16 protein-coding genes, 2 tRNA genes and 1 other RNA gene are annotated in these 16,067 nt (G+C 62.0%); 10 read left to right on the plus strand and 9 right to left on the minus strand.

The annotated features are described in order from the left end of the window. Positions 1 to 26: 26 nt before the first annotated feature. Together pyrF and B6S01_RS13565 are read right to left on the minus strand one after the other, a co-directional pair. Positions 27 to 701, minus strand: a complete 675-nt coding sequence (pyrF, locus tag B6S01_RS13560; protein ID WP_037463326.1) for an orotidine-5'-phosphate decarboxylase — start codon at positions 699 to 701, stop codon at positions 27 to 29. Then, positions 698 to 1,033, minus strand: a complete 336-nt coding sequence (locus B6S01_RS13565) for a hypothetical protein (RefSeq protein WP_037463324.1) — start codon at positions 1,031 to 1,033, stop codon at positions 698 to 700. Before B6S01_RS13565 ends, pyrF begins: the two co-directional genes overlap by 4 nt. 168 nt (positions 1,034 to 1,201) lie before the next feature. Here B6S01_RS13565 and ku point away from each other — a divergent pair, with 168 nt between their 5' ends. The 3 genes from ku to B6S01_RS22005 all read left to right on the plus strand — a co-directional run bounded on the left by ku (position 1,202) and on the right by B6S01_RS22005 (position 4,819). After that, a complete protein-coding gene (gene ku / locus B6S01_RS13570; protein WP_037463322.1) occupies positions 1,202 to 2,077 on the plus strand; it encodes a non-homologous end joining protein Ku in 876 nt (291 codons plus the stop codon). Positions 2,078 to 2,079: 2 nt separating this feature from the next. Further along, entirely contained in the window at positions 2,080 to 4,572 is a 2,493-nt protein-coding gene (ligD, locus tag B6S01_RS13575; RefSeq protein ID WP_037463320.1) for a DNA ligase D, read from the plus strand. Between the two features lie 61 nt (positions 4,573 to 4,633). After that, complete coding sequence (locus tag B6S01_RS22005; RefSeq protein ID WP_081570418.1) at positions 4,634 to 4,819, plus strand: hypothetical protein; 186 nt, start codon at positions 4,634 to 4,636, stop codon at positions 4,817 to 4,819. An 86-nt stretch (positions 4,820 to 4,905) separates the two neighbouring features. Here the strand turns inward: B6S01_RS22005 and B6S01_RS13585 are convergent, their stop codons facing one another. Next, entirely contained in the window at positions 4,906 to 5,286 is a 381-nt protein-coding gene (locus B6S01_RS13585; protein WP_037463397.1) for an EF-hand domain-containing protein, read from the minus strand. 268 nt (positions 5,287 to 5,554) lie between these two features. On the opposite strand from B6S01_RS13585, the gene purB reads away from it, so the two are divergent. Then, the gene (gene purB, locus B6S01_RS13590; RefSeq protein WP_037463318.1) at positions 5,555 to 6,871 is read left to right on the plus strand and encodes an adenylosuccinate lyase; all 1,317 of its coding nucleotides are present in this window, start codon (positions 5,555 to 5,557) and stop codon (positions 6,869 to 6,871) included. 180 nt (positions 6,872 to 7,051) lie between these two features. On the opposite strand, the gene B6S01_RS13595 is transcribed toward purB, so the two are convergent. Both B6S01_RS13595 and B6S01_RS13600 read right to left on the minus strand, forming a co-directional pair. After that, positions 7,052 to 7,128 (minus strand) — tRNA-Pro (locus tag B6S01_RS13595). Positions 7,129 to 7,228: 100 nt separating this feature from the next. Next, a complete protein-coding gene (locus B6S01_RS13600) occupies positions 7,229 to 7,528 on the minus strand; it encodes a JAB domain-containing protein (protein ID WP_037463316.1) in 300 nt (99 codons plus the stop codon). Between the two features lie 227 nt (positions 7,529 to 7,755). On the opposite strand from B6S01_RS13600, the gene thyA reads away from it, so the two are divergent. The 4 genes from thyA (at position 7,756) to B6S01_RS13620 (ending at position 12,782) form a co-directional block, all read left to right on the plus strand. Next, the gene (gene thyA / locus B6S01_RS13605; protein ID WP_051908067.1) at positions 7,756 to 8,646 is read left to right on the plus strand and encodes a thymidylate synthase; all 891 of its coding nucleotides are present in this window, start codon (positions 7,756 to 7,758) and stop codon (positions 8,644 to 8,646) included. Between the two features lie 104 nt (positions 8,647 to 8,750). Beyond that, entirely contained in the window at positions 8,751 to 10,058 is a 1,308-nt protein-coding gene (locus B6S01_RS13610; RefSeq protein ID WP_037463314.1) for a 3-methyl-2-oxobutanoate dehydrogenase (2-methylpropanoyl-transferring) subunit alpha, read from the plus strand. A gap of 424 nt (positions 10,059 to 10,482) precedes the next feature. Continuing rightward, positions 10,483 to 11,487 (plus strand): alpha-ketoacid dehydrogenase subunit beta, encoded by a 1,005-nt coding sequence (locus tag B6S01_RS13615; protein WP_037463312.1) that lies wholly within the window; start codon positions 10,483 to 10,485, stop codon positions 11,485 to 11,487. A gap of 5 nt (positions 11,488 to 11,492) precedes the next feature. Further along, the gene (locus B6S01_RS13620; protein WP_037463310.1) at positions 11,493 to 12,782 is read left to right on the plus strand and encodes a dihydrolipoamide acetyltransferase family protein; all 1,290 of its coding nucleotides are present in this window, start codon (positions 11,493 to 11,495) and stop codon (positions 12,780 to 12,782) included. A 108-nt stretch (positions 12,783 to 12,890) separates the two neighbouring features. On the opposite strand, the gene B6S01_RS13625 is transcribed toward B6S01_RS13620, so the two are convergent. Beyond that, on the minus strand, positions 12,891 to 13,358 hold the full coding sequence (locus tag B6S01_RS13625; RefSeq protein ID WP_037463394.1) for a DUF11 domain-containing protein: 468 nt from the start codon (positions 13,356 to 13,358) through the stop codon (positions 12,891 to 12,893). A 157-nt stretch (positions 13,359 to 13,515) separates the two neighbouring features. Here B6S01_RS13625 and B6S01_RS13630 point away from each other — a divergent pair, with 157 nt between their 5' ends. Both B6S01_RS13630 and B6S01_RS13635 read left to right on the plus strand, forming a co-directional pair. Beyond that, complete coding sequence (locus B6S01_RS13630) at positions 13,516 to 14,670, plus strand: AI-2E family transporter (RefSeq protein WP_037463309.1); 1,155 nt, start codon at positions 13,516 to 13,518, stop codon at positions 14,668 to 14,670. A 41-nt stretch (positions 14,671 to 14,711) separates the two neighbouring features. Next, a tRNA-Asp gene (locus B6S01_RS13635) sits at positions 14,712 to 14,788 on the plus strand. A gap of 149 nt (positions 14,789 to 14,937) precedes the next feature. On the opposite strand, the gene B6S01_RS13640 is transcribed toward B6S01_RS13635, so the two are convergent. From B6S01_RS13640 to ssrS, 3 genes are all read right to left on the minus strand, one after another. Beyond that, a complete protein-coding gene (locus B6S01_RS13640; RefSeq protein ID WP_169802841.1) occupies positions 14,938 to 15,126 on the minus strand; it encodes a DUF2842 domain-containing protein in 189 nt (62 codons plus the stop codon). A 47-nt stretch (positions 15,127 to 15,173) separates the two neighbouring features. Beyond that, positions 15,174 to 15,752 (minus strand): 5-formyltetrahydrofolate cyclo-ligase, encoded by a 579-nt coding sequence (locus tag B6S01_RS13645; RefSeq protein WP_037463305.1) that lies wholly within the window; start codon positions 15,750 to 15,752, stop codon positions 15,174 to 15,176. A 152-nt stretch (positions 15,753 to 15,904) separates the two neighbouring features. Then, positions 15,905 to 16,061: non-coding RNA, 6S RNA (ssrS, locus tag B6S01_RS22230), on the minus strand. Positions 16,062 to 16,067 lie beyond the last annotated feature (6 nt).

Consider the following 16,067-nt stretch of genomic DNA (forward strand, 5'->3'; position numbering starts at 1 on the left):
CTGGCAGAGCCTGTCCCCCTTACTTTCTACAAGGTCGCCTCAATTTCCCGCGCGGCCAGGTCGGGATCTTCGGCAAGGCTGATCGGACGCCCCACGACAAGAATGGATGCGCCTCTGTCGAGGGCTTCGCGCGGCGTTACCGCCCGCTTCTGGTCGCCCATCGTCCCGCCAGCAGGCCGGACGCCCGGCACCACGAAGAAGCCATCGGACCAGGCGCGTTTCGCCAGCGCGACTTCCTCTCCCGAACATACGATGCCGTCCAGTCCCGCGTCCCGGACGAGATTGGCCAGGCGCGTCACCTGATCCTCCGCCTTGCCGCCCACGCCGATGTCGCTCAGGTCGCTGTTGTCCAGGCTGGTAAGGACGGTTACCGCTACAACTTTGGTATGGACGCCCGCAGCCGCTTTCGCGTCCTCCAGCATCGCTCGCCCGCCCGCTGCGTGGACAGTCAGGATTGCGGGTTCCAGCCCATTGAGCGCCTGAACCGCTTTGGCGACGGTGTTGGGAATATCGTGGAGCTTGAGGTCCAGGAAAATAGGCAGATCGAACTTCATCATTTCGCGTACGCCATGATGACCGTTGGCGCAGAAGAATTCGAGTCCCAGCTTCAACCCTCCCACATGTCCGCGCACCCGCCGGGCCAAATCCTGCGCTTTGGTGAGGTCGGGCGTGTCGATGGCGACGTATATCGGGCTGCTCATGTTGTTCCTGTTGCGGGGAGGGAGGAGGGAGGCGTCGAGATCTCTTCGGTGTTTGCAATGGGCAATGAAGCGGGCGCGGACGCGGCTGTCGCGGCGACGAGCGCACGCTCGGTGCTCTCCAGTTTCCGCTTCATACGCCAGCGTGTTGTGCGCGCCATGATCCAGAAGGGAACGGCGCCCGCCAGGAAAGCGATCACGATCGGAAACCAGATACGCGTGCCCCAGACGATGTCGCCCCAGATTTTAATTTCGGTAGGCCGGTTGTTCGCCTTGCAGAACAGGGCGATCGCGACGGCCAAGACAACCCAGAAGGCAGTCCGCAGGAATTGCATTCGGCATGTCCTCTAGCTGCTGATTTCAGGCAGCTTAGGCCATTTCGACGCAGTTCGGAAGCGTCTCGTCGTGTTGAGCCGGTAGAGCTATTTCGGGGGACCGGCGCTCCTCCCGTCGGAACCCTATCGGGAGGAGCGCATTTCTGATCTGCAAGGAGGATCCGAGAAATGGCCGCGCGCGCATATTGGCAGGGGCAGATCAGGCTGGCGCTGGTGTCGATACCGGTCGAAATCTATGCCGCGACCAAGTCGGGCGCTCAGATCTCATTTCACCAAATTCACGAGCCGAGCGGCAAGCGCGTGCGGTATGAAAAAACTGTGCCGGGCCTTGGTCCTGTAAAGCCCGAGGATATCGTCAAAGGTTTTGAGGTGAGCAAGGGCGACTATGTTCTCCTCCAGCCTGAAGAGATCGAGGCGGTCAAGCTGGAGAGCAAAAAGACGCTTGAGCTGACGCAGTTCGTCGATGCCGACGAAATCGACGTCCTGTATTATGAGCGACCCTATTATGTCGTCCCCGCTGACGACCTGGCCGAAGAAGCATTTGTCGTTTTGCGGGAAGCTCTGCGCCGCGCGAAGAAGGTCGGGCTTGGTCAGCTTGCCATGCGCGGCCGCGAATATATCGTCTCGCTCAAGCCGTGCGGGCGCGGCATGGTGCTGGAAACGCTCCGCTACGCTGACGAGGTCAACCGGGCCCAATCCTACTTCCGCGAAATTGAGGATGTTAAGCCGGACCCGGAGTTGCTGGACCTCGCCGAGGCGTTGATCGAGAAGAAGACCGCGCCGTTCAAGCCCGACAGTTTCCACGACCGATATGTCGATGCGCTGGAAAGGCTGATCGAAAAGAAGAAGAAGGCGAAGGGCCGCCGGATCATCGAGGATGAGGGCGATGCGCCCGTCAAACGAAGCGGCAATGTCATCGACCTTATGGCCGCGCTCAAAAAGTCGGTCGATAGTGGTCAGAAAACGCCCGCCAGGAATGCTGCGAAAAAACCTGCGGCCCGGCGAGCGACCCCAAGCAAGGCTCCCGCGCGTAAGCGAGCCTGACCATGGCCCAGGCCGATCTCCTGAAGGAATATAATCGCAAGCGGGATTTCGCCCGGACGAAAGAGCCGGCCGGCAAGCGGGGGCGCACTCGCGGCAACAGCTTTATTGTTCAGAAGCATGACGCCACGCGGCTGCATTATGATTTTCGCCTCGAACTTGATGGCGTGCTGAAAAGCTGGGCGGTGACGCGCGGGCCAAGCCTTGATCCTGCCGACAAGCGATTGGCGGTCCGCACAGAGGATCATCCCCTGTCCTACGCCAATTTCGAAGGGACGATCCCCAAAGGCGAATATGGCGGCGGCACGGTGATGCTGTGGGACGAGGGGAGGTGGGAGCCTGTGCCCGGCAAGAGCGCCGAGGACCTGGCCAAGGGGCATCTGCACTTCATTCTTCATGGCGAACGGATGAAGGGCGAATGGCTTCTCATCCGGCTGAAACCCCGCGCGGGTGAAGGTAAGCGGGAAAACTGGCTGCTTCGCAAGATCGACGACGCCTATGCCGGACCTGCCGAGGATCTGGTGGGGCGCGAACTGACGAGCATCAGGAGTGGCCGGACGATGAGCGAGATCGCCGCCAACGCCTCCGCCATTTCCCTCAAAGGCAAGCGAGGGAAAACGTTCGACGATGCCATGGCGAAGGCACAGAAGGCGACGCCCGCGCGTGCCCCGATCAAAGGACGGAGCGGGAAGCCGCCGGCGTTTCAGTCCCCGCAACTGGCAACTTTGGTCGATGCTGTCCCGACAGGCAGCCATTGGTTGCACGAAATCAAATATGACGGCTATCGCAGTCTGCTGAGCGTTGCGGGAAGTCGCGTAAAGGTTTTTACTCGCACCGGTCTCGACTGGACGGACCGCTTTGCATCGCTGGCCCAGGAGGTGGGGAGCCTGGGGCTGCCGTCTGCCCTGATCGACGGGGAGATCGTCGCCTTGGGAGCGGATGGAAATCCCGATTTTTCCACATTGCAGCAGGTCTTGAAGGGCGAAGGCAAGGGGGCGCTTCACCTGTTTGCTTTCGATCTTCTGTCGCTGGATGGAGAGGATCTGGCATGGCTTCCCAATATCGCTCGGAAGGAAAAGCTGGCTGCGCTGCTGGGGCAAGGTAGCGCCCACTTGCATTTTTCCGACCATATCGTCGGCGCCGGTGAAAAGCTGTTCCGCGCCATGTGCGAGGCAGGGCAGGAGGGGATAATCTCAAAGCGTGCCGATGCTCCCTATCGGGGCGCGCGGACCAGGAACTGGCTGAAAGTCAAATGCACAAGGCGGCAGGAATTCGTCATTGTCGGGTGGACGCCAAGTTCCGCCAGTGGCCGCTCAATGCGCAATATCCTGCTCGCGCAGAATGGCGATGAGGGTCTTGTCTATGCGGGGAAAGTGGGAACCGGTTTTAACGCTCGAAACAGTGAGGCTTTGCTCCGGCAGTTGAAGGCGCTGAGCCGCAAGTCCGCGCCTCTAACGGTGCCGCGCACCGAAGGGCGAAATGTGCAGTGGGTGCGGCCCCGCCTGGTAGCGGAGATCGCCTTTGCCGAATTCACCGGCGAAAACGTCGTACGCCACGGCAGTTTCCTTGGCCTGCGCGAAGACAAGCAGGCGCGTGATGTCACGAGGGAGCGGGCCATGACCACACCTGAAATTGACAGCGATGTTCAGGTGTCTAGCCGAGACCGGCTGATTTTTCCGGAAGCGAAGGTGACCAAAGGTCAGCTTGCCGACTATTATGAAGCGGTCGGCGCGATCATGCTGCCATGGGTTGCTCATAGACCGATAAGCCTTGTCCGCTGTCCCCAGGGCCGGGCAAAGAAATGCTTCTTCCAAAAGCATGACAGCGGCAGCTTTGGCGATCATGTGAAGCATGTCGCCATTCGTGAGAAGGATGGCGGCGAACAGGACTATCTCTATGTCGATGATATCGACGGCCTGATCGCCTGCGTTCAGATGGGAACGATCGAATTCCATGGATGGGGATCGCGGGTGGATAATGTCGAGAAGCCGGACCGGCTTATCTTCGATCTTGACCCGGATGAAGGACTCGACTTCGAAGATGTGAAGAAGGCTGCCCGCGATATTCGTCATACATTGGAAGATATCGGCCTGGTCAGCTTTGCCATGCTATCGGGCGGAAAGGGCGTGCATGTTGTCGTCCCGCTGACCCCGGATGCGGAATGGCCGCAGGTAAAGGATTTCGCCGACCGGTTTTCGAGGGCGCTTGCTTCCACGGAGCCCGATCGCTTCACCGCCACGATGAGCAAGGCCAAGCGCAAGGGGCGCATTTTCATCGACTGGTTACGCAACCAGCGCGGGGCCACAGCCGTGCTGCCTTATGTCGTGCGCGCGCGTGAAAATGCCCCGGTTGCGGCACCCGTCAGTTGGGCCGAACTCAACGATGTCGATCGCGCTGCTGCCTTCACCATTGCGGATGTTGCACAACTGCTTGAACGAGCCGGGTCACTGGAGTTGCGGGGATGGGGCGAAGCGCGCCAAACGCTCCCGGACTTTTGAAGGGTAATAAGTTTATCCTTCTTTCCTCCCGCTTTGCCTTTGTGCATAAGTTCAAGTCACTATGAGCAAACCCGATAAAGATACCCCCGAGGCAGGAACTTCTGGCCCGGAAACCAATCCAAAGCCGGACCTGGCATCCGCAGCGCGCAAGACAGCTGGCCGAAGCGTGTGGACGGGCGCAGCGGTCGGCATAGGATCTGCTGCAATCGTTGCCGCGCTGTTATACGCTAACAAGAAGCGCGGCTGATCCAAAAAAAGAGGCGGCATGGCCTTCGCTCCACGCCGCCCCATGTTGCGACCATCAGGCCCGCCTGATGGCTGACACTTATTGCATCACGCCTCGCCGCCACTGAGATAGCTGATAAGCTCCGCTTTGCTTATCGCCATGCTCTTGTCCTTGTCTGCCGTAGCGAAAGCGCCATCGGCCCAGGCCGTGATTTCTGGAGGAGCCAATTTCTGGCCACTGCTCTTCATTTCCTGATCCTTGAGCGCCACCATCCAGCGCGAAAATTCGGCCTTGTCGAGTTCGCCATCGCTGTTCGCATCATAGGCCGGAAATTCAGCATCCACGATCGAAGCAACGGAATCGGCGGGGGCGGGTGTCGGGATGGCCGATCCCGCTTGAGGATTGCCGGAGGGCGAGCTGGATGCTTCCTGTGCGATCGCTGGCAACGCGCTCGCCAGCGCCGCCGATATTAACAAGCCACGAAGCATCAACATCTCCCTAAATCACCTTCGGACAGGGCGACGAACCCTGATCGATTCGAACAATACATAAGTCGCAAGAGCGTTTCCTGAACGGTCGTTCATCCCCCTCTATTCATCTTCGCAAGCGCCTCATCTCGTCCGCAGATGATGCGGGATTTGGGGTGAAAAGCGTTGCGATGGACGGCTCGCGGCTCTTCCGGTCGCTCAATTTGCCCTTCATTGGCTGGCCTGCTAGGCGGCGCGCGACCCTTCATCAGCAATCAGGATTCGCCCGATGGTGCCCCGTTACGCCCGCCCGCAAATGACCGCCCTCTGGGAACCCGAAGCGCGTTTTCGCATCTGGTTCGAGATAGAGGCGCATGCGACCGAGGTCTTGGGCGATCTGGGCGTGGTGCCCAAATCGGCTGCCAAGGCGCTGTGGGATTGGTGGGCGACCAACCCCGTGATCGACGTGGCCGCCATCGACGCGATCGAAGCCGTGACGAAGCATGACGTCATCGCTTTCCTGACCTGGGTAGCCGAGCAGGTTGGCGACGAAGCGCGTTTCATGCATCAGGGGATGACGTCTTCCGACGTGCTCGACACCTGCTTTGCTGTTCAGCTCTCTCGTGCCGCCGACATTCTGATCGATGATCTCGACAAGCTGCTCGACGTCATCAAGCGGCGCGCGTTCGAACATAAGCTGACGCCTACGATTGGCCGCAGCCACGGCATTCATGCAGAGCCGGTCACCTTCGGCCTCAAGATGGCAGAAGCCTATGCCGAGTTCAGCCGCTGCCGCGCCCGCCTTGTCGCAGCGCGTGAGGAAGTGGCAACCTGCGCCATTTCGGGCGCTGTCGGCACGTTCGCCAACATCGACCCGCGTGTGGAAGAACATGTCGCGGCCAAGCTGGGCCTGGCGATCGAGCCGGTATCGACCCAGGTCATTCCGCGCGATCGTCACGCCATGTTCTTTGCGACGCTGGGCGTTATCGCAAGTTCGATCGAGCGGCTCGCCGTCGAGGTGCGCCACCTGCAACGGACCGAAGTGCTGGAAGCCGAGGAATATTTCTCTCCGGGCCAGAAGGGCAGTTCGGCGATGCCCCATAAGCGCAACCCGGTGCTGACCGAGAACCTGACCGGCCTGGCCCGTATGGTGCGCAGCTACGCGCTGCCGGCCATGGAGAATGTGGCTCTATGGCATGAGCGGGACATCAGCCATTCGTCGGTGGAACGCTATATCGGCCCGGATGCGACCATTACGCTGGACTTCGCGTTGGCCCGCCTGACCGGCGTGATCGACAAGCTGCTTATCTATCCCGAGCGGATGATGAAGAATCTCGATAAGATGGGCGGCCTGGTTCATTCGCAGCGGGTTCTGCTGGCGCTTACTCAAGCAGGCGTGTCGCGTGAGGACAGCTATCGCTATGTCCAGCGCAATGCGATGAAGGTGTGGGAATCCGATGGCCAGCTATCACTGCTGGAACTTCTGAAGGCTGACCCGGATGTTGCCGCCGCCCTTCCGGCCGAGCAGATCGAGGAAAAGTTCGATCTGGGCTATCACTTCCGCCAGGTCGATACGATTTTCCGCCGCGTCTTTGGGGAAGCGTGACGCCGGTTCCGTCGCACCAGGGATCAAAGGAGGGCGCGGAGACGCGCCCTTTTTTGTGCCTGGGCGACGGCTGCATTGACCATGTCATGAAGGTGATGCGCGTTGGCCTGGACGCGCCGGGCGTTGCAAGCCGCGCAGCGCCTACCGAGCCGCTTTACAGCTATGACAGAATAGGTGAATTGGTCGGGGAGAGAGGATTCGAACCTCCGGCCCCTGCCTCCCGAAGACAGTGCTCTACCAGGCTGAGCTACTCCCCGACCGATAGCGGCATTGCTCTGCAACGCCGCTGGGCAGGCGGGGTCTATAGAGGGGGCTTTTCGGGCTGGCAAGCGGCTGGAGGCGCTTTTTTTGTCATGATCAAAGCAGGCCCGCCGCACGGAAGCTGAACTGGTCGCCGCTGCCCCGGATCACATGATCGGCCAGCTTCACATCCATCGGACGAAGGCGGCGGGAAATGGTGCGGGACAGTCGTATGTCATCCCAGCGGGGGACGGGAGCCTGATCGTCGAAGCGCCGCTGTTCGATGACGAGCCATTGGCTGTCTAACTCCAACAGTTCACGCACGACGCGGCGCCAGCCGTCATCGGCGGCGACACGGCGGAGGGGACGCCCATCATTGTCGAGGAGGAGGAATTGCGTGCTTTCTGTCGGACTCATGCAACCAACATGGTGTTACGGTAGAGCGGGGCCACCTCGAACCGCATCCACTATGGATATGACGGCCATCAAATTGATCCGAAGCGAAAGCAGGATTTGGCTTGAGGTCGCTCGCTCGGCTAGATGCGGCATGGAAACATGCGGAATCGCCGCAACAGGGAAGAACCTCTTTGACCAGCATCATCACCCCCGGCGAAGCGCATTATGAGCAGCAATATCTGGACCTGATGCGCCGGGTCTGGACGCAGGGGGATGAGCGGGTCGATCGCACGGGCGTGGGGACACGTTCCCTGTTGGGCGCGAGCATGCGCTTTTCGCTGCGGGACGAGGCGGTGCCGTTGCTGACGACAAAGCGGGTTTATTGGAAAGTGGCGGCGCGGGAGATGCTTTGGTTCCTGTCCGGCGACACCAGCATCCGCGAACTGGTGCGGCAAGGGGTCCACATCTGGACCGACTGGCCTCTGGATGCATATCGTAAGGCGACGGGGGAAGAGATAAGCCGCGACGATTTCGAGGCGCGGATAATTGCAGATGCAGGCTTTGCCGAGCGCTGGGGCGACCTGGGGCCGGTTTATGGCGCGCAATGGGTGAACTGGCCCCGCTATGAGCCGGTGGGGGATGGCCTCTACCGGCGGGCGGAAAGGGGGCATAACCAGATTGCGGAGCTGGTCGACGGGATCAGGAATAATCCGGGGTCGCGGCGCTTGCTGTTTACCGGCTGGAATGTCGCGGAGGTGGCGCGGATGGCGTTGCCGCCCTGTCATATGACCTATCAGTTCCAGGTGGCGAACGGGCGGCTGAACGGATTGCTGTTTCAGCGCAGTTGTGACCTGGGGCTGGGATTTGCCTTTAACATTTTTGGCCTGTCGATGATCACCCGGATGCTGGCGCAGCAGTGCGATCTGGAACCGGGGGAAATCGTCTGGCAGGGCGGTGACGTTCACCTGTATCTGAACCATGCCGAACTGGTTGAGGAGCAGATCAGCAGGACGCCGGGCGGGGCGCCGAAATTGAAGATCAACCGGCGGCCGGAGAGCATTTTCGACTATAAGATCGAAGATTTCGAGGTGGTCGATTATACGCCGCAGAAGCATATTTCGGCGCCGGTGGCGGTTTGAAATCGAGAATGAAATAGCGAGAAAAACGGAACTCTTGCCTTTTGAAGGCGTTGTAATATAATAATTGCGATAAGCAATAATGTTGCAAGCGCGTAGGAGGCGGGATGGGCGACCGGGGCAATTCGGGCGCTGGGATGGCCGGAAATGAGCAGGAGCAGCGGCGCAACCTGCCGCCGCTCCGCTTGCATGTGCCCGAGCCGCGCTTCCGCCCCGGCGATGTCGCCGATTTCAGCGATCTGGAGATTCCGGCGGCCGGGATGATGCCGCGCCCGGATGAGGGCGGGGACCCGGCGAATATGCATGACCTGGCCTATGGGCTGGTCCGCGTGCTGGACGCGGAAGGAAAGGCGGTAGGCGCGTGGGACCCGAAGCTGCCGCCCGAAACGCTGATCCGCATGTTACGCGCGATGGCGCTGACGCGGGCGTTCGACCAGCGGATGTTCAGGGCGCAGCGGCAGGGCAAGACCAGTTTCTACATGAAATCGACCGGCGAGGAGGCGGTGTCCATCGGCGCGGCAGCGGCGCTGGCGAGCGATGACATGTGCTTTCCCAGCTATCGCCAGCAAGGCGTGCTGATCGCGCGCGGCTGGCCGATCATCGACATGATGAACCAGATTTATTCCAACAAGGGCGACCGGCTGAAAGGCCGCCAGCTGCCGATCATGTATTCGGCGCGAGAGGCCAGTTTCTTTTCGATCTCCGGCAATCTGGCCACCCAATATCCGCAGGCGGTCGGCTGGGCGATGGCGAGCGCGGCGCGCGGCGACACGCGGATCGCGGCGACATGGTGCGGGGAGGGATCGACAGCCGAAGGCGATTTTCATTCCGCCTGCATCTTTGCCAGCGTCTATCGTGCGCCGGTGATATTGAATGTTGTTAATAATCAATGGGCTATAAGCAGTTTTTCAGGATTTGCCGGAGCGGAGGCGACGACCTTTGCCGCGCGGGCCATCGGCTATGGGATCGCGGGGCTGCGCATCGACGGCAATGACGCGCTGGCGGTCTATGCGGCGACGCGCTGGGCGGCGGACCGGGCGCGGGCCAATCATGGGCCGACGCTGATCGAACATTTCACCTATCGGGCCGAGGGTCACAGCACTTCGGATGATCCGGGCGCTTACCGGTCGGCAGACGAGGGAAGCCAATGGCCGCTCGGCGATCCCATCGCGCGGTTGAAGCAGCATTGCATTGCGCTGGGCATCTGGGACGAGGATCGCCACGCGGCGATGGACAAGGAACTGGCCGAGCAGGTGCGCGACGCCGCGCGGGAGGCGGAGAAGAACGGGATACTCGGGCACGGGCTGCATCATCCGATGGAGACGATGTTCGAGGATGTGTTCGAGCAGATGCCCTGGCACCTGAAGGAACAGCAACAAGCTATGCTGGACGAGTGGAAGGCGGCGGGGCTGTGAGGGTTTTTCGTGTCCGTCATTCCAGCGGAAGCTGGGATCTGTCTGCCTTGTGCCGACCTGTGGATTGGGGGGACGGGATTCGAGCTTCCGCTGGCATGACGGGTTGGTGGGGGTGGGGGCCTTCGTCTTCGTTCGGGGCGAGCGGCGGGAATTTTTCTGGTCGCGCGGAGGCGCAGAGTTCGCAGAGGGTTTTGCGGGGCGACGGCAGTCTTTCGAGACTTGGGGCCGTTGTGTGGTCAGGATTTTCATTGGCTACGGCGAGCCCCGTCCGCGCTCTCTGCGCCTCTGCGCGACATAAGCAGATGTGGTCGTCGGGAAGGAGGGAGATCCCAGCTTTCGCTGGGATGACGGTTTTTGCCGGGGCGAGGGCGAGAATAAACTCAGGTGCGCGGGCATGACTGAGGCGGCCACCGAATCCCGCCAGATGAGCATGATCCAGGCGATCAACAGCGCGCTGGACGTGATGATGGAGCGTGACCCCGATGTCGTCGTGATGGGGGAGGATGTCGGCTATTTCGGCGGCGTCTTTCGGGCGACGGCTGGGTTGCAGGCGAAATATGGCAAGAACCGGGTGTTCGACACGCCGATCACCGAAATCGGGATCATTGGCGTCGCGATTGGCATGGGCGCCTATGGGCTGCGGCCTGTGCCTGAAATCCAGTTTGCTGACTATATCTACCCGGCGCTCGACCAGTTGGTCAGCGAGGCGGCGCGGCTGCGTTACCGGTCGGCGGGCGAGTTCATCGCGCCGATGACGGTGCGGTCGCCCTTTGGCGGCGGGATTTTCGGGGGGCAGACGCACAGTCAGTCGCCCGAGGGCATTTTTACCCATGTGTCGGGCATCAAGACGGTGATCCCATCGACGCCCTACGACGCCAAGGGGCTGTTGATCGCGGCGATCGAGGATAATGACCCCGTCATCTTCTTCGAACCCAAGCGCATCTATAATGGGCCGTTCGACGGTCAATATGATCGCCCTGCAAAAAGCTGGGCCGGGCATCCGGGCGCGATGGTGCCGGAGGGCTATTACCGCGTGCCGCTGGGGCAGGCGCGGACTGTGCGGGAAGGCGAGGCGCTGACCATATTATGCTATGGCACGATGGAGCATGTCGTTGAAAGCACCGTCAGGGAAATGGGCGTAGATGCGGAAATCATCGACCTGCGGACGTTGGTGCCGCTGGATATCGAGGCGATAGAGGGTTCGGTGAAGAAGACTGGCCGATGCCTGATTGTGCATGAGGCGACGCGCACGAGCGGTTTCGGCGCGGAACTATCGGCGCTGGTGCAGGAGCGGTGCTTTTATCATCTTGAAGCGCCGGTGGAGCGGGTCACGGGGTTCGACACGCCCTATCCGCACAGCCTGGAATGGGCCTATTTCCCCGGCCCGGTGCGGATCCGGGAAGCCATCAACAAGATCATGAGGGATTGAGGGCCATGGCGCTGTTCACGTTCAGGCTGCCCGATATTGGCGAAGGCATTTCCGAGGCGGAGATTGTCGGTTGGCATGTGAAGGTCGGCGACCGGGTCGAGGAAGACCAGCCTATCGCCGACATGATGACCGACAAGGCGACGGTAGAGATGGAAAGCCCGGTGGCAGGCGTGGTGACGCGGTTGGCGGGGGAAGTGGGGGATCAGATCGCCATCGGGGCGATGCTGGTGGAGATTGAGGTTGAGGGAGAGGCGGAGGCTGCTGGCGGTGAGCGGCCTTCTGAAGAGGAGATTGCGGCGGAGACGCCGGGAGCGGGAGAAATTGAACCTCACCCGCTGAACGAGATAATGACATCCTCCGTTCGCCCTGAGCCTGTCGAAGGGCAAGACGGGGGCTTCGACAAGCTCAGCCCGAACGGGGGTGGTCCTGCAGGAGAACGGGTGCTTGCCTCCCCCGCCGTCAGAGCGCGGGCGAAGGACTTGGGGATCGACCTGGCCCAGGTGAAAGCCAGCGGGGACCATATCCGACATTCGGACCTGGATGCATTCCTGCTTTATCGCGCCGGGCAGGGCTATCGGCCCGCCGGACAGCGCATGAAGCGCGCGGACGAGGTGATAAAGGTGATCGGGCTGCGTCGCCGGATCGCGGAGAATATGGCGGCGTCGAAGCGGCATATTCCGCATTTCTCCTATGTGGAGGAGATCGACGTCACCGAACTGGAGCGGATGCGGGCGCAGTTGAACGGTGAGCGGGGCGATAGGCCGAAGCTGACGATGCTGCCGCTGCTGATCGCCGCGCTGTGCCGGGCATTGCCGGATTTTCCGATGCTGAATGCGCGCTATGATGGTGAGGCGGGCGTGGTGACACGTTTTGGCGCGGTGCATCTGGGGATCGCGACGCAGACCGATGCGGGCTTGATGGCGCCAGTGATCCGGGACGCGCAGGACATGAATATCTGGCAGCTGGCGAGCGAGATCAGGCGGCTGGCCGATGCTGCACGGTCTGGCAAGGCGAAGGCGGAGGAACTGTCGGGATCGACGCTGACGCTGACGTCGCTGGGCGCGCTGGGCGGGGTGGCGACGACGCCGGTGATCAATCGGCCGGAAGTGGCGATCATCGGACCCAATCGCGTGATCGAGCGGCCAGTGTTCCGGGGGCGGGAGGTCGTGCCCGCCAAGCTGATGAACCTGTCGATCAGTTGCGACCATCGGGTCGTGGACGGGTGGGACGCGGCGAACTTCGTGCAGGCGGTCAAGCGGTTGCTGGAGATGCCGGTGCTGTTGTTCGCGGATTAGTGGAGGAGCAGTATACCGTCATGCCGGTGAAAGCTGGCGTCTCCCCATGAGGCGCGCCTTCTGGACTGGGATCCCAGCTTTCGCTGGGATGACGGTGCGATAATGTGCTCACCGCATCATGGCGCGGTAGCTGAGGCGCGCGGTTTCTCCGGGCGACAGGCGGCTGGGCATGGACCAGCGGAGATGCGTAATATCGGCGGGCACGGCGCGGCGCGTGCCACCCAGCGGGGTGGGCAGCCAGAGATCCTCAAGACGGCCCCAGCGTGTGCCGCCGTCCACCGACACCTGCATCGAGGGATCGGCTTCGGTCAGGAGCGCGCCGCGTGGGACGGGATTGGTGAGCGCGACGCCTTGCACCGGTTCGCTGCCTTCGTTGCGCCAGTGGACGACGAATATAAGCTGGTCGCCCGGCGCGGCATGGCTGGCGCTGGCCAGGATGCGGCGGGGGCGGCCGTTGATATCGGTGTGGACACGTTCGACGAACATCTGTCTTTCCACCCGCAGGTCCGGCTTTGCCATCGCCGCCGACGCCGTCATCCCCCATGCCGCCATGCCCGCCAGCGCCATTTTCCGCATCATTCCAGTCAGTCCCACCCTGTTTGCCGATGGTGTAGCGCCAGAGCGACGAAGAATTGGTTAATCGCTCCTTTGCCATGATGCGGGCATGGAATGAAATTGACGCGCCGCAGCAGGCCGGTACACAACAGCATCAGGCGGCAGGATCGAACATTCAGTGACACCCCATGACCAGCGGGAAATCAATCGGCGGCGCGACCGCCTGCTGGCGTCGATTGCGCTGACGACCGGCATCGGGCTGGTCCTGGCCCTGCCATTCGCATTGCGTGAGGGGGCGGAGTTTTTCCTGCCGCTGACCGCCGCATTGGTGATCGCGATCGCGCTGGTGCCGTTTTTGGAATGGATGGAGCGGCGGCGGGTGCCTTCGGCGATGGCGGCGCTGGTCGCGGTGATCGCTTTCCTGCTGGCGGCCAACATGGCGCTGGTGCTGATCGTGGTTCCGGCCGCCGACTGGTTTCGGCTGCTGCCGCAGCGGTTGCCCAAGATACAGGACAACCTCGCGCCGCTGATCAACTTTTATTCGCAGCTTCAGCGGTTCGTCGATGAAACGGTGCAGATGCTGGCGACGGGGCCGGTGGCGGCGGCGCAGACGGCGGCGGTTGATGCGCCGCGTTCGCTGCTGCAATTCGCGGCGACATCCGCGCCATCGGCGATCATCCAGATGGTGTTCGCGCTGCTCATCATCTATTTTTTCCTGGCGAGCTGGACGGGGCTGCGGCGGCGGACGATCAACAGCCGGGGCAGTTTCGACGGGGCGATGGCGATCGCGCGGGTGATCCAGAATGTCGTCGATGCGACATCGGCCTATGTCCTGACCATCGCGACGATCAACCTGTGCCTGGGGCTGGCGGTGGCGCTGGCGCTGTGGCTGATCGGCATGCCGTCGCCGCTGATGTGGGGCGGGATCGTCGCGCTGCTGAACTTCGTGCCCTATTTCGGGCCGATGCTGGCGGCGGCGCTGCTGGCGCTTGGCGGGTTGATGGTGTTCGACGATGTATGGAGGGCGCTGCTGCCAGCGGCGACGCAGGTCGGCTTTCACCTGGTCGAGGCCAATGTCATCACGCCGACCGTGCTGGGGCGGCGGCTGACCATGAATCCGTTGCTGATTCTGGTGTCGCTGACATTTTGGGGATGGGTGTGGGGGACGCCGGGCGCGCTGCTGGGCGTGCCGTTGCTGATCATCATCCAGACCGTCGTGGCGGCTGCGGGGACGCCGGATATTGCGGGCTTCCTGTTCGAGCGGGGAACGCTGACGGTGGCTCCACGCGAAGAAAATGACGAGAAAGAAGAAAGTGGTGAAAGAGCCGGTTGACAGGTCCGGCGCACCCGCATAGATGCCCGCCCACACCGAACGCGGGTGTAGCTCAGTTGGTTAGAGCGCCGGCCTGTCACGCCGGAGGTCGCGGGTTCGAGCCCCGTCACTCGCGCCACTCTCCTTGAAGAGTGGATGGTCCCAAGAGGCCGAAATTATCCCGAAATTTGATAATCGTCATGCCAGCGGAAGCGGGCATCTCGTGGGCCAGGTTGTGCCCTTATGGCCTGAGATCCCAGTTTGCGCCGGGATGACGGAGAGAGCCGATCAGTCCCGCCGCCAGCGGCCTGTTTCCATCCAGGCGAGCAGGCGCTTCAAGGGCAGAATCCAGATCCAGATGAGGCCCAGGAACACATAGACCGGCACCTGCGCGATCATGGGCAGGCGGCCGATGAAGCCCGACAGGCTGCCGATCAGGATGGCCCACAGCGTGATGAGTCCCAGGATGATGAACATGCCCACGGGCTTGCGCCAGCTAGGCTGATAGGGGGCGGGCTGGCGGTTCACGCGTCTGGTCCTTCGATCAGTTCGATTTCGGTGAGGATGATGTCGAGCGGCAGATCCCACGGGTCGGCAGGCAGGGCGTCCTGTTCCTGCACCGACCAGGCAAGGCCGATCCGCAGCGCGTCGGGAAAGCGGGCGAAGGCGCGGTCATAATAGCCGCCGCCCTGCCCCAGCCGGTTCATCGTGCGGTCAAAGCCCAGCAGCGGCGCGATGATGGCGTCCGGCGCTACCGCTGGCCCGCTGGGTTCGGGATGATGGGTGCCGTAGAGGCCGGGGTGAAGCTGGTCCTCGGGCGTCCAGGCGAGGAAATCCATGCTGCCCAGCCGGTCGATGACGCGGGGCAGGGCAAGCGTCTTGCCCATGGCGGTAAGCTGTGGCGCCAGGCGCTGGGCCGGAGCTTCGTCGTCCAGGCCCATATAGAGCGCCACGGTCTGCATATCGGCCAAGCGCCGGGCTAGGGGGGAGGGAACCGCCTTGAACGCCAGCCGGTGCGCGAGCGGGTCCAGCGACGTCAGGAACGCGCGGCGGCGTGTCCGGGCGAGGGTGCGCAGGGCGGTCTTGTCGGTGTCGTCGCTCATGGGCTCGCGTTTAAAGCAGCGCGCTGCAAATTGATATTATTTATGAGTTTACGCCCTAGCGCCGATGCGACCTGGGCCCCCTCTCTCATTCAAAAAAGAAAGGGCTTCGACAGGCTCAGCCCGAACGGTGTTTGGGGGTGGCCAGGAAGGGTGACGGGACCGCCTTGGCCGTTTGCTGGAATATCCTCTGACGCCTCAACGTCAGGTGGGGACCATGTAGATCGGGCCTGGACCCGCCCAGGGACAGCCCCCTTGGATGTGATTATCGCCTCAGGGATGTTCGCTAAAGCTCGTACCAGGCAGTGCCCGTCCCGA

It is taken from the genome of Sphingobium herbicidovorans (assembly GCF_002080435.1).
Classification (GTDB): domain Bacteria; phylum Pseudomonadota; class Alphaproteobacteria; order Sphingomonadales; family Sphingomonadaceae; genus Sphingobium; species Sphingobium herbicidovorans.